Origin of the sequence: Winogradskyella poriferorum (assembly GCF_036553625.1) — a bacterium.
Taxonomy (GTDB): Bacteria; Bacteroidota; Bacteroidia; order Flavobacteriales; family Flavobacteriaceae; genus Winogradskyella; species Winogradskyella poriferorum.
Map to the genome: position 1 here is coordinate 1,322,739 of NZ_JAZHOU010000001.1, position 13,974 is coordinate 1,336,712.

General features: G+C 32.8%; 9 protein-coding genes. 7 read left to right on the top strand and 2 right to left on the bottom strand.

The window, feature by feature from the left end; all coding sequences use genetic code 11:
• Both V1468_RS05890 and queG read left to right on the top strand, forming a co-directional pair.
• Positions 1-1,335 carry a cytochrome P450 gene (locus V1468_RS05890; protein ID WP_331809294.1) on the top strand — a complete coding sequence of 445 codons (1,335 nt, stop codon included), beginning with the start codon at positions 1-3 and terminating at the stop codon, positions 1,333-1,335.
• The gene (gene queG, locus V1468_RS05895; protein ID WP_331809295.1) at positions 1,335-2,255 is read left to right on the top strand and encodes a tRNA epoxyqueuosine(34) reductase QueG; all 921 of its coding nucleotides are present in this window, start codon (positions 1,335-1,337) and stop codon (positions 2,253-2,255) included. Before V1468_RS05890 ends, queG begins: the two co-directional genes overlap by 1 nt.
• On the opposite strand, the gene V1468_RS05900 is transcribed toward queG, so the two are convergent.
• Positions 2,239-3,285: a LacI family DNA-binding transcriptional regulator gene (locus V1468_RS05900; protein ID WP_331809296.1), complete on the bottom strand. Its 1,047-nt coding sequence runs from the start codon at positions 3,283-3,285 to the stop codon at positions 2,239-2,241. The genes queG and V1468_RS05900 overlap by 17 nt on opposite strands.
• Positions 3,286-3,451: 166 nt before the next feature.
• Between V1468_RS05900 and V1468_RS05905 the strand changes: the two genes are divergently transcribed.
• The 4 genes from V1468_RS05905 to V1468_RS05920 all read left to right on the top strand — a co-directional run bounded on the left by V1468_RS05905 (position 3,452) and on the right by V1468_RS05920 (position 10,221).
• Positions 3,452-6,073 (top strand): TonB-dependent receptor, encoded by a 2,622-nt coding sequence (locus V1468_RS05905; protein WP_331809297.1) that lies wholly within the window; start codon positions 3,452-3,454, stop codon positions 6,071-6,073.
• Positions 6,074-6,212: 139 nt separating this feature from the next.
• Positions 6,213-7,529 carry an MFS transporter gene (locus V1468_RS05910; protein ID WP_331809298.1) on the top strand — a complete coding sequence of 439 codons (1,317 nt, stop codon included), beginning with the start codon at positions 6,213-6,215 and terminating at the stop codon, positions 7,527-7,529.
• Positions 7,530-7,541: 12 nt separating this feature from the next.
• The gene (locus tag V1468_RS05915; protein ID WP_331809299.1) at positions 7,542-8,480 is read left to right on the top strand and encodes a carbohydrate kinase family protein; all 939 of its coding nucleotides are present in this window, start codon (positions 7,542-7,544) and stop codon (positions 8,478-8,480) included.
• Between the two features lie 7 nt (positions 8,481-8,487).
• On the top strand, positions 8,488-10,221 hold the full coding sequence (locus V1468_RS05920; RefSeq protein ID WP_331809300.1) for an alpha-amylase family glycosyl hydrolase: 1,734 nt from the start codon (positions 8,488-8,490) through the stop codon (positions 10,219-10,221).
• Positions 10,222-10,225: 4 nt separating this feature from the next.
• Here the strand turns inward: V1468_RS05920 and V1468_RS05925 are convergent, their stop codons facing one another.
• Complete coding sequence (locus V1468_RS05925; RefSeq protein WP_331809301.1) at positions 10,226-12,592, bottom strand: DUF5686 family protein; 2,367 nt, start codon at positions 12,590-12,592, stop codon at positions 10,226-10,228.
• Between the two features lie 176 nt (positions 12,593-12,768).
• On the opposite strand from V1468_RS05925, the gene V1468_RS05930 reads away from it, so the two are divergent.
• The gene (locus V1468_RS05930; protein ID WP_331809302.1) at positions 12,769-13,971 is read left to right on the top strand and encodes a sensor histidine kinase; all 1,203 of its coding nucleotides are present in this window, start codon (positions 12,769-12,771) and stop codon (positions 13,969-13,971) included.
• Positions 13,972-13,974 lie beyond the last annotated feature (3 nt).

Here is a 13,974-nt window from a genome sequence, read left to right on the forward strand (position 1 = left end):
ATGAAAACATACACTAACATTCCTAACGTACCTTTATCTCAATTTTTAAGGCACTCGCTTAATATCCTAAAAAACCCATTACCATTTCATCATAAAAATTTCTCTGAAAGAGGAAATACGTTTAGTCTTACAATAGGTTTAAATAAAAAAATCTACTTCTCTCGAGATGCGGAGTTTGCTGAATACGTACTTCAAAAAAATCAAAAGAATTATACAAAAAGTAAAATTCAAACGGAAGACCTTTCAAAATATGTTGGCAAAGGGTTATTAACTTCCGAAGGCGAGCATTGGCGCAAACAGCGAAAACTTATTCAACCTGCTTTTCATAAAAAGCAACTTAATTTGTTACTGGATAATATATACGATACTATAAAAACCGAATATCAAAAAGTTCAACCAAATAAAAAAGTAAACATTTTCCCAATCTTAAATGATTTAGCATTTCAAACTGTTGTAAAATCATTATTTAGTAGTGCCGTAAATCAAAAAGATATACATAGGCTACAATTTATTACGGAAGCCACCCAAAAAATGCTCGTTAAGGAGTTAAGACAACCATATTTATCTTGGTGGTTTTCAGCAAGCGGAATTTTAAAAAAGAAATTAAATCTCACTAAAGAAGCAAGGCAGATTTTAAAACGTATTGTTAACGAGCGAAGAGATTCGGGTTCTAGGCAAAACGATTTATTAGACATGTTGCTCGATGCCAAATATGAAGATGGCACACCGATGAGTGAAGAACAATTGATTGATGAAATATTAATATTATTTGTTGCTGGGCACGAAACAACATCTAATGCTTTAACCTTTACATTTCAGTTATTGGCGCAAAATCCTAGATGGCAAGACAAAATTGTTGCTGAGATTTCAAATATTAAAAAAGAAACTGAAGATATTATGGCTTTAGTGACTTCGGCCAAAGTGTGTCAGCAAGTTGTTGAAGAAGCAATGCGGTTATATCCACCAGCTTACTTTATAGATCGTGTTAATATATCAGATGATACTTTTGGCGGCATGGAATTTAAATCAGGTTCAAATTTGTTATTTTCTATTTTCGAGATTCATCGTCATCCGAAATTGTGGGAACAACCAGAAGTATTTATGCCAGAACGTTTTTCAGAAGGTGGACGAAAGTATTCCTCGCAATACTTTCCATTTGGCGCAGGTCCAAGAAAGTGTATAGGTAATAACTTCGCTATGTTTGAAATGATAATAGCAGTAAGTCAGCTAGTTTCAGAATATAAGATTATACCAGAATTTGAAACTATAGAAATTACACCACTCATTACCTTAAAACCAAAAAATGCTTTCTTAAGATTTGAACCTCGATCTTAATGACTAATATCTCTAAATACACACAACTTATTAAAGCAGAAGCCAAGAGACTCGGCTTTTTGTCTTGTGGAGTGAGTAAAGCCGGATTTTTAGAGGAAGAAGCACCAAGACTAGAATCTTGGTTAAATAAAAATATGAATGGCGAAATGCGTTATATGGAAAACCATTTCGATAAACGTTTAGATCCAACACTACTTGTAGAGGGATCAAAAAGTGTAGTGTCTTTATTGCTTAATTATTTTCCAAGCCAAGAGCAAACAGCTAATAGCTATAAGCTATCAAAATATGCTTATGGTACAGATTATCATTTTGTAATAAAAGATAAACTCAAAATGTTGTTGGCTTTTATTCAAGATGAAATAGGAGAAGTTGATGGACGCGCATTTGTAGATTCTGCACCAGTTTTAGACAAAGCTTGGGCAGCAAAATCTGGTTTAGGATGGATAGGAAAACATTCTAATCTACTAACTCAAAGAGTAGGTTCGTTCTATTTTATTGCAGAACTTATTATAGACTTAGAGTTGGAGTATGATACACCAGTTACAGACCATTGTGGTACGTGTACGGCCTGTATAGATGCCTGCCCAACAGAAGCCATTACAGAACCTTATGTTGTAGATGGAAGTAAATGCATTTCGTACTTTACAATAGAATTAAAAGATAATTTACCCTCTGACATGAAAGGTAAATTTGATGATTGGATGTTTGGTTGCGATGTATGTCAAGACGTTTGTCCATGGAATCGGTTTAGTAAACCGCATAACGAGCCTTTATTTAATCCGCATCCAGAACTGTTATCCATGACCAAAAAAGACTGGGAAGACATTACAGAAGAGACGTTTAAAAAAGTATTTAAAAAATCTGCAGTAAAGCGAACTAAGTTTTCTGGTCTTATGAGGAATATTAATTTTTTACAATAATAGATTTAGTAGAAGATTCTCTTACTACAAGTTCGGTGGTTAACTCTACAGTTTTAAAAGTAACAGGTTCTTTCTTTTTACGTTGTTTTATTTCTTTGTATAATAACTTAAAAGAGGTTTTGCCCATGTCGTATCCAGGTTGGTCAATAGTGCTTAATGTTGGTGAAATTACAGAAGACATAAACCAATTACTAAATCCAACTACAGCAATATCATCTGGCACTTTAATACCTTGCTTATTAAATTCTGTAAGTGCACCTATTGCAACCAAATCTGTATTAATAAAAATACCATCTATATCGTTATGATCTTTCAGTAATTTTCTTGCACTTTCTTTTCCTTCCTCAAAACTTTTATCACTACAATTGCATATATACACTAAAGATGGGTCATATGGTATGTTGTTGTCAGTTAAAGCTTGTTTATAGCCAAGAAATCTATCAATTGAATTTTGTGGTAATAAAGGACCTCTAAAATGAGCAATTTTTTTACAGCCTATGTCAATAAGGTGTTTTGTAGCGGTATAAGCGGCCTTACGATCATCGATTATAACCTTAGAGCATTTTACAACCTTCGCTATTTTATCAAACAGTACTAGAGGAGTATCAGTTTCAATAATTTCATTTAAATGGTTGAAATTAACAGTACCATTAGCTAATGACATTAAAATACCATCTACACGTTTGCTTAGTAAAAGATCGATTTGCTTTTTTTCTAACTCAAAAGATTCATTTGATTGTAGAATAATAACTAAATATCCCTTTTTTTCGGCCTGAGCAATTATTCCCTTAATTACATTAGAAAAAAAGTGATGTACAACTTCAGGAATAATAATGCCAATAGTTTTAGACTCACTGGTTCTTAAGTTTACTGCGAAGGCATTAGGCTTGTAATTTAAAGTTGCTGCAGTTTCCTTTACTAAACGTTTGGTTTTCTTACTTACATCTGGATAATCCTTTAAAGCTTTAGATACTGTTGTAATAGAAATATCTAATATTTCTGCTATTTCTTTCAGTGTTACAGGTTTCATATAACAATAGTAGTTAATTACAATAATCCTAAGAACAAATATATAAATCGAAAACGTTTTCGTAAAATCGAAAACGTTTTCGATATTGAATTACCACTTTTTTATGCTTAGAAATGTAAATTAGTTAGGTAATCATGTGAAAAAATAATAATTAAACAATTGAAAGATGAATTTATTTAAAAACAAATTGGGCACTTTTATTGCTTTTATTATGATAGGATCCTTCTTGTCTGCGCAAAGTAATATTTCTGGTACCGTTAAAGACAACAACGGTATGTCAGTACCAGGTGCAAACATTATTTTAGAGGGTACCTCTAAAGGAGCTGTAACTGATATAGATGGTAAGTATACAGTTTCTAATGTAGAAAATGGAACTTATACAATGATAGTTTCTTATTTAGGTTATTCTGAATCTAGAAAGTCAATTACAGTTGATGGTACAGATTTAACTGTAGACTTTGTTTTAACTGAAGATACAGAGTCTTTAGATCAAGTTATAGTTACTGGTGTTACAAATCCAAAATCAAGAATTAATTCTAGTGTATCTGTAACTACTATGAGACCAAAGGTTATTCAACAATCAGCACCTAGAACAACAGCAGAAATTTTTAGAACTATACCTGGTATTCGTTCAGAGTCTTCGGGTGGTGAAGGTAACTCTAATATTGCAGTAAGAGGTGTGCCGGTTTCTTCAGGTGGTTCAAAATATGTTCAACTTCAAGAAGATGGTTTACCTGTTTTATTATTTGGTGATATGTCTTTTGCAACGGCAGATATTTTTACAAGATTTGATAATAATATAGGAAGAATTGAGGCGATAAGAGGTGGTTCGGCATCTACATTATCTTCAAACTCTCCTGGTGCTATAATTAACTTAATCAGTAAAACAGGAAAAACTCAAGGAGGTTCTATTGGCACATCATTTGGTTTAGATTATGGATCTTTTAGAACAGATTTTGATTATGGTGCACCAATAGGTGAAGGGTTATATTTTCATGCAGGTGGTTTTTACAGAGCTGGTGAAGGTCTTAGAGAGACAGGGTTTACCGCTAATAATGGTGGGCAAATTAAATTAAACCTTACTAAAGAATTTGAAAAAGGCTATGTGAGGTTAAGCACAAAATATTTAAACGATAGAGCGGCAGCATACTTACCAATGCCAATAAAAGTTACAGGAACAAATGATGATCCAGATTGGGGTAATGCACCTAACTTTGACGCAACAAGAGGGTCTTTACATTCATCTTATTTAACTCAAAATGTAAATTTAGGAGCAGATGGTCAGTTAAGAAGATCTAATGTTGCAGATGGTATGAATCCTATTTCAACATCATTAGGTCTTGATGCGTCTTTTGAATTAAGTGATGGATGGAGATTAAGAAACAACGGCAGATTCTCATTTAATAAAGGAAATTTTGTGTCGCCATTCCCGGCAGAAGTAAATACAGCTAGTGCAATAGCAGAGTCGTTTGGTACAGGTTCTACCTTAACTTATGCTAATGACGGGTCAGCGGTAAGTGATGATGCATTGCTGGCTAGGATTCATATGTTTGATGTGGAGTTGAATGACTTTAACAATTTTATGAATGACTTAAGATTAACAAAGTCATTTGATAATGTAGATGTTACTGTAGGTTACTTTAAATCTATTCAAAATGTATCTATGTCTTGGTTGTGGAATTCTTACCTACAAGAAGTAAATGATGATAATGCTAGGTTAATAGATGTTGCAGATGCAACAGGAACTGCTTTGAGTACAAATGGATTATATGCCTATGGAGTACCTTTTTGGGGAAATTGCTGTACACGTAATTACGATACACAGTATAATATTTCTGCACCTTATGCAAACATTGCTATCGAGGCTTCTGAAGATTTAAATTTCGACGCAAGTATTCGTTTTGATAAAGGACAGGTAGATGGCACATTTGCAGGTACGGTACAAACTACGTTTGATATTAATAACGACGGAGTGATTTCTGCACCAGAGCAATCTGTTTCTGCTGTAGATACAGCAAATCCAACTCCGGTAGATTACGATTATGATTATGTGTCTTACTCATTAGGGGTTAACTATAAATTACAAGACGGACAAGCGGTTTTTGCACGTTACAGTAGAGGTGCAGCAGCTAAGGCTGATCGTATTTTATTTGCAGGTTTAGATTATTTAGATGGAGATAAGATTAACGCATTAGACTTTATAAATCAAGCAGAAGTTGGGTATAAGAGAGGATTTGATAATGGTGCTTTATACGCGACATTATTCTACGCTAAGACTACAGAAGAGGGTGGTTTTGAAGCAACTTCAAACTCTATTATAGAAAATGATTATAGCTCACTTGGTGTTGAATTAGAAGGTTTCTATAGAATTAATGACCTTAGCTTACGTGGCGGTGTAACTTATACTAACGCAAAAATAGACTCTGGCGATAACGATGGTAATACACCAAGAAGACAACCAGATTTCATCTATAACTTTATCCCAACGTATAACTTTGGTACAGAAAAGCAAAATTCTTTCGGACTTAGTTTTATAGGTCAATCAAAGGCTTATGCCCAAGATAATAACGATTTAGTAATGCCAGGATTTGTTATCATAAATGGTTTCTTTAACTATGGTATTACAAAAGACTTAAGTGCTAACTTAGGTTTCAATAACATATTTGATACATTAGGTATTACTGAGTCTGAAGAAGGTTCTATCGTAGAAGGACAAACCAACTATGTAAGAGCAAGACCTGTCCCAGGAAGATCTATTTCTTTAGGACTTAACTATACTTTTAGATAAAATTTTATTTGAGTGAGTTTTAAAATATTGACTTTTAAGTTGATTGATTGATTGGTAGAAGAGTCAATGTTAATTATTATCATTGACTCTTTTTAATCCTTAGTAATTCAAGTTGTATTTTTAATCAAAAGTAAACGTTATGCTCAGATCTAAACCCAAATTAAGCTTTTGGCAAATTCTAAACATGAATGTTGGGTTTTTCGGAATTCAATACAGCTTCGGGTTACAACAAAGTGCAGTAACACCTATTTACGATTTTTTAGGAGCAAGTCCAGATCAAATACCAATTTTACATTTAGCAGGCCCTGTAACAGGTTTGTTAGTACAACCAGTAATAGGTGCTTTAAGTGATAAAACATGGCATCCTAAACTAGGGAGAAGAAAACCGTACTTTCTTATCGGAGCTATTTTATGTAGTTTGGCATTAATCGCCTTTCCTTTTAGTAGTTCGTTATGGATGGCTGCAGGTTTACTTTGGATATTAGATGCAGGGAACAACACTGCAATGGAGCCTTACAGAGCACTCATAGCAGATAGCTTAAACGAAGATCAGAGACCTTTAGGTTTTCAGATGCAAAGTTTCTTTACAGGTTTAGGTCAGGTCTTGGCAAATCTATCACTATTTGTGTTTCCTTTAATTATTGTAGGTACAACAGGCTCTTTGCCTAATTGGGTGTATGCTTCGTTTTTCTTAGGAGCATTTTGTTCTATCGCTTCAATATTATGGAGTAATAGCAAAACAAAAGAAATACCACCAACTCAAGAAGAATTAGAAGCCCTAAAATCTGAAAAAAAAGGTGTCTTTGAGCCTTTAGTAGAAATCGTTTCAGCAATAAAAGACATGCCAAAAGTAATGTGGCAATTGGCTTTAGTATACTTGTTTCAGTGGTATGCGCTTTTTTGCTATTGGCAAAATTCTTCAAAAAGTGTTGCGCTTTCTGTATGGAATGCAACACCAGATAATAAAGAATTATATAGTGAAGCTGTAGGTTGGACAGGCTTGGTTAATGGTTGGTACAATGTCGTAACTTTTTTGGTAGCTTTTGCTCTAGTTGGCTTTGCTAAGCGATTTAGTGCTAAACGAGTACATGCTTTTTGCCTCCTCTTAGCAGCTGTAGGATTTTTAGCTTTTCCACATATTGAAAATAAAAATCTACTATTTTTTGCTATCACTGGTTTTGGTATCGGTTGGGCGAGTATGATGGGTATTCCATATTTAATGGTTGTTTCCGATATTCCTAAGGAACGCTATGGAGTTTATATGGGAATAATAAATATGATGATTGTAATACCAATGATATTTCAAACAGTATCATTTGGGTATATATTAAAACATTTTTTAAATAACGATCCTCGCCATGCAATAACTTTTGCAGGTATATTGTTAATCGTAGCCTCTGTTTTAACTCTATTAATGAAAACAAAAAATAAAGAGGTAGAAGAGGTAACGTCTTAATTATAACAAACGTTGAAAAATAATAATCAAAATATAGATATTCTTTGTGTTGGTGAGGCCTTAATTGATTTTATTGGTCACCAAACCAATGTAACAATAAATGATACAAGAGATTATCACAGGTATTTAGGAGGGTCGCCTACTAACGTTGCTATGAATATGGCACGTTTAGGTCTAAAATCTAAAATGATTGCTGCTGTAGGAGATGATGGATTTGGTGATTATATTTTTGAAAGATTCTCTGAAGTAGGAGTAGATGTATCAAATATCAATCGCATAGAGAAAAAGCCAACGAGTGTCATTTTCGTATCACGCACAAAAGGAACACCAGATTTTATACCTTTTAGAGAAGCAGATTCTTGTATTTCCGAAGAACAAATACCTGAAAGTTTATTAAAACAGGCTAAAATATATCATACAACTTGTTTTGCACTTAGTCGCAAACCTGCACAGACAACAATTTTAAACAAAGCAAAAGAAGCTTACGATTCTGGTTGTAAACTTAGTATAGATGTTAATTATGCTGATGAAATCTGGGAAAGCAAAGATGAAGCTCTAGAGATTATCAAAGCTTATTGTAAGTTTAATCCACTGATTAAAATAAGTGAAGACGATATGCTCAGGCTGTTTGGTAAAAAGCTACCACATCAAGAAATCTTCGATTTTTTTCATAATGAAGGAGTAGATATAATATGTCTTACATTAGGTAGTAACGGAGTCATTCTGTCTCAGAAGGATAAAGAACTCATTCAACTACCAGCAATAAAAATAGATATGGTAATGGATGCTACAGGAGCTGGAGATGCTTTTTGGTCAGGCTTTTTATTTGCCTATATAAAAGAAAAACCAGTTAAGGAATGTTTAGAAGTAGCATTGCAACTTGCTGCTTTAAAACTTCAGAATGTAGGTAGGTTGCCAGATAATATAGATATACTTTCCAAACTACTATAAATATAATATGATACAAAAAAATGAGGTTGCCAATGGAGTTATGCTTAATGCCTATCCAGATAGTATAGGCGATAAATTAAGCGATACTATTACCATGTTGCAAAAGCCAGAGTTTAAAGATGCCTTCTCTTTATTCTATGTGTTGCCAACGTTTTTTAATAGCGATTTAGATAGAGGTTTCTCTATTATAGATTACAATATTAATGAGGATTTAGTATCTAAAAAGGATTTAGAGGATCTAAAATCTTTAGGGATAGAACTGAAATTTGATATAGTATTAAACCACCTTTCGGTAGCTTCACCTCAGTTTAAAGATTTATTAAAACATGGTAAAAACTCTATTTACAAAGATTTTTTTATCAATTGGAATGAATTTTGGCAGGGCTTTGGGAAATTAAATAGCGACGGTATTATTATTCCAGATGATGTTTATCTCGATAAACTTTTTATGCGAAAATCTGGCTTACCAATTTTGCAAGTTCCTTTTCCTGATGGTAGTAAACAGCCATACTGGAATACCTTTTATCAAAAAATAACATTCAATAAAATTGAGGTAGAGGATTTAAAAGATGTATTTAACTTGTCTTTGCCCGAAAAAGAGTCTATTTGTGAAATTGTAAATAAATCAATTGAGGATAATAAACCCATAGAACAACTACAACTTAATCTTGATGAAGATGTAAAGCATAAAATTGTAAATATAGTCTACAGGAAGTGTACTTACTTGGGGCAAATGGATGTTAACGCAAAATCGCCATTAGTCTGGAATTTTTACAACGAAACACTCGCAAAATTAAAAGCCTTTGGTTGTTCTGTATTACGATTAGATGCTTTTGCCTATTTACATAAAGAAGTTGGTCAATCTAATTTTTTTAATACACCAGGCACATGGGATTATTTAAGGAAAATAAGAGAGATTGCAGATAAAAACGAACTCAAGTTATTACCCGAAATTCATGCGGAATACGGATCATTTCTTCATAAAGAAGTTGCGGAACAAGATTATCAGATTTACGATTTTTTCTTACCAGGACTTATAATTCATACTTTAGAAAAAGCAGATAATAATGCACTAGTAAAATGGATTAATGAAATTGTTGCCAACAAATACAAAACGGTAAACATGCTTGGTTGTCATGACGGTATTCCTGTTTTAGATTTAAAAGGAAAAGAAGTTAACGGAACTTACAATGCGGGTTTGCTAACTGATGATGAAATAGATGACATCATGAATATTGTTCTAGAACGTGGTGGACGAGTAAAAAATCTCTATGATTCTGAGGGGAATAAAATTTCGTATTACCAAGTTAACGCTACCTACTTTAGTGCATTGGGTGAGCAAGAAGATAAGTTTTTGTTGGCGAGGGTAATACAGTTGTTTGTGCCAGGTATTCCACAAGTATGGTACTTAGATATTTTTGCTGGTACTAACGATTATGAAGCAGTGGAACGCGCAGGAGAAGGAGGTCATAAGGAAATTAACAGAACAACACTTTCAAACAGAACAATTGAAGATGGCTTGCAAAAAGATATCGTTATCAATCAACTAGAGTTGATTAAACTAAGAAATACCTCAAAAGCATTTAATGGTAGTATAACTGTAAAGGAGTCATTGAGTAATAAATTAATAATGCATTGGCAAAATGAAGAAGATTTTGCAACGCTAGAAGCAGATTTAAAAACCTTCAAATTTAGTGTTACTTATTCAGAAGGTGAGCAAGTTAAGGCTATGACATTTTAGTTTGTTATTTAAAACTAAACTGCATTCCGTATTTAAAAGCAAAATTATCTTTTGATTTATCAAGGTTGTGAAATCCGTACCTATAAAACGCACCTACACCAAAGCTTAAATAAAACAGCTCATTAACATCAACTTTTAAGAAATTTTGAAGTTCTAAACCTGTCTCACTAAAAAGTTCGTCTTTAGTTTTAAAGCTAATAAACTGATGATTACTTTCATTAGATAATTCACCAATACTAAAGTTATTGTAAAGTACTACTTCTGGTGCTATTTTCCCTTTGTTATTAAAAAGCCTTCCGAAGTTATGTGTTGTAAATAGACTCGCATATCTGTCTGATAAAAACTCATAAGGTCGCATGGTTTGAAAATAATTAGTAACCACAAAAGGAATACTTCTGTCAAAAGAGCCTTCGCCTGTAAATAATAATCCGTAAGGCAGTGTTTTGTCTATGTAACCTAAATCTAGTCTGTATGTTGTTTTACCTAATCCTTTGGTTATAAAGCTATGGTCTAGAGTAAATCTAAATTTGTTGTAGCTAAAATCACCATCAAAAGTATTTTCTAATCCACGAGCATATAAGAAATTTACCACAGGTTTATCACTAGGCTCGTTTATTTTTAAACCAAACATGTTAGTTACCTTTTCATTAGAACGATAGGTAAGTCCAAACTGTATTTCGGTATTGGTGTAATCTGTAATAGGTGAACCATTTTGATTAAAAGCATAATCATATTGCGGACTTATATCAGAGGTGTTAAAACCAAACGACCAATCTACATTTCTAATTAACTTCATATTAGTTTTAATGCTGTAAGACTCAATAGCATCCATTTGGCTGGCAATCCATCCTCGTTGATTTAGAGTGCTTTTTATTCTGTCTCCCGAAAAATTGCCAGTTTCGAGTAAGTCATTTTTATATTCTAAGTCGATAGTAAAGTCTTGTTCTTTTGAAAAATCGAAATACATACCAAAACCATACTTCCATGTGTGGTCTTTAAAACCATACGCACCATAACCACCAACAGACACATTTTTTATAATATCATCGTTAGTGTAGAGGCCCAAGCCAGTTCTAAATCCTTCGTAATTATTGTATCTAAAAAGTTGATTTACATCAATATCTACATATTTTAAAGGAAATCTTCCTTCAACTACCTTTGGTATATAGGTGAGTATTTTGTCAAAATTCTTTTTCTCACCAATACTATCTAAAATAGCATAAGTCTTTAGTTCCATTAAATCTAGGCTATCTCTTCTGTTGAGTCTCCAAAAATCAGAAGACTTTTTAGTGGCATCATCAGAAATAAAGTTAGTGGTTAAGGAAAAGTCTTTAGTTGTTAAGGGTTCGAAAAGTGAAATATCTGAAATATAACTTTTACCATAGTATGCCATATTGTTGAGTTCAGAGCCCAAAGTCATTATAAAGTTTAGTTGCTCAGGAAACCAATATTGCTCATTAACTAGAGCGTATTTTTGCTGAATGGTATAGCCTATTTTACCTGAATTTACCGTTTTTGCATCAACACTTTGAACGGCATATTTGTTAGAGTTAATGGTGAGAACTCCTTTTAGACCTTCAAAATTACGATTAGCTTTAGGTTCAAAAGAAATAACAAATAAGGTGTCGTTATCTTTAACAATTTCCTCTTTTAACCTAAACTTATACTTTCGTGTACTTCCTTTAGAAATTGGGTTTAGGTAATTCGTTTCAACTAAAACCAAATGGTCATCATAAAACGAAAAAGGCTGTAAACTGTTAGCCAATAATGAGAAGTTTGGGTTTTTAAAACCTGAAGATTTTGTTGCTATAATACTATCTTGAGTTAATCTTGGCTTTAAATATTTGTGTTTAGTAATGGTTTCGGTAATAAATAAATGCGAACCTTCGAATAACTCATCTAATTTGGATAGAATAGAATCTTTTGATTTTGTACTGTTTTGAGAGGTTAAATAAATTTTATCATAAGCTTTGTAGGTATACGATTTTAAGTTTTTAGGGTTGTTTAAATCTTTGTTTTTGGTGGCCAATTTTATAATACGATGGGCAGGGTTTTCGCCATCTAAAACTACCTCGTCTAATTCGCTGATTTTAGGGTTTAAAAAAATAGTTTTAGGAGTTGTTGTATTAAATGCTATGACTTTGGTCTCGTAACCTACAGAACTAATAGTTAATTCTGTTACGTTTGACGGAACAAAAAAAGCACCATCAATATCAGAACTTGTGCCTTTTAACGATAAGTTACTGTACACGACATTAGCAAATGGAATAGGTTTTTTAGTTTCATTATCAGCGATATATATTTTTCTATTAGTCTGGCAAAAGGAGGAAAATGTTATGGTAATAAAAAGAAGTAAGAAGTTGTTTTTCATAAATGAGTCATTTGTACTTTACTAATTAACAAAAATTATTCATAACTATTAGTTAGTAATTTACAGTCTATGTTTGATTTTTATACTTAAATGTTTGAAAAGCAAGTGTTAATAGTATGTGTTTGTGTCCTTTTTGGAATAAAAATAGTATTTTGCGATTTAAAAACTAAGTAAATATGATTGCCCCAAATAACCATATTAACGAAGCCGAAAGATTAAGAGAATTAGATAGTTATAATGTTTTAGATTCCCTTCCGGAGTCAGACTACGATGATCTCACAAAATTAGCAGCAGAAATATGTGGAACACCGATTGCTTTAATAAGTCTTGTTGATAAAGATAGGCAATGGTTTAAGTCTAGATATGGACTTGACGCGCCAGAAACTCCAAGAGAACTTGCCTTTTGCGCCCACGCAATTAACGATGCTGAAAACACGTTGTTAGTAAATGACGCTAGAAAAGATGAACGATTTTATGATAACCCACTAGTTACAGGAGATCCTAACGTTATTTTTTATGCAGGCGTACCATTAAAATCTGAAGCAGGACTTCCTTTAGGTACGCTGTGTGTAATTGACAATAAGCCTAATGATTTAAATAAAGGTCAGAAAGAATCGCTTAGAATATTGTCTAAACAGGTTATGAATTTATTGGTTCTTCGTAAAAAGAATTATGAGTTAAATAAGGTTGTAGATGAGTTAGAAAATAAAAATCAAGATTTAGAGCAATTTGCTCATGTTGCTGCTCATGATATAAAATCTCCAATATCTAATATTTCTAATCTGGCAGGAATGTTCCTGGCAAGTTACAAATCTCAACTAAACGACGATGGTTTAGGCCTTATAGAGTTAATTATTAAATCTTCGGATCAATTGTATAAATTTCTTGAAAGGTTAATGGATTACAGTGCAAATATTGATACTGTAGGAGAAGAGAAAAATTATATTTCGTTAAAAAATTTTAGTGAAAAAGTAAGTAACTTCTATTCTAGCGATCAAAATCTCGAATTAAACTTCAACTCAGAAATTAAGAACTTAAATATTAATGTTATTGTAGTAGGTCAAATACTAACCAATCTTATCGGCAATGCCATAAAATATAATGACAAACCGAAAGCAAAAGTAGATGTTAATATAGATGAGAATGAAGAGTACTACATTTTTAGTGTTCAAGATAATGGCCCAGGAATTGAAAAGCAGTACCAAGACAAAATCTTTGATGTCTTTGTAAAGCTAAGTAAAACAGATCGTTTTGGTAAAGAGGGTACAGGCTTAGGTTTAGCAATCGTAAGTAAGATGGTAGCTAAATTAGGAGGATCTATTTCCATTGAGTCAGAATTAGGTAATGGTTCAATATTTTCATTTACAATTTTAAAATAAAAG

Excerpts from the sequence above, each read along its gene's own strand:
- V1468_RS05925 (WP_331809301.1), bottom strand. The coding sequence starts at position 12,592 with ATGAAAAACAACTTCTTACTTCTTTTTATTACCATAACATTTTCCTCC.
- V1468_RS05920 (WP_331809300.1), top strand. The coding sequence starts at position 8,488 with ATGATACAAAAAAATGAGGTTGCCAATGGAGTTATGCTTAATGCCTAT.
- queG (WP_331809295.1), top strand. The coding sequence starts at position 1,335 with ATGACTAATATCTCTAAATACACACAACTTATTAAAGCAGAAGCCAAG.
- V1468_RS05900 (WP_331809296.1), bottom strand. The coding sequence starts at position 3,285 with ATGAAACCTGTAACACTGAAAGAAATAGCAGAAATATTAGATATTTCT.
- V1468_RS05905 (WP_331809297.1), top strand. The coding sequence starts at position 3,452 with ATGAATTTATTTAAAAACAAATTGGGCACTTTTATTGCTTTTATTATG.
- V1468_RS05930 (WP_331809302.1), top strand. The coding sequence starts at position 12,769 with ATGATTGCCCCAAATAACCATATTAACGAAGCCGAAAGATTAAGAGAA.
- V1468_RS05910 (WP_331809298.1), top strand. The coding sequence starts at position 6,213 with ATGCTCAGATCTAAACCCAAATTAAGCTTTTGGCAAATTCTAAACATG.
- V1468_RS05890 (WP_331809294.1), top strand. The coding sequence starts at position 1 with ATGAAAACATACACTAACATTCCTAACGTACCTTTATCTCAATTTTTA.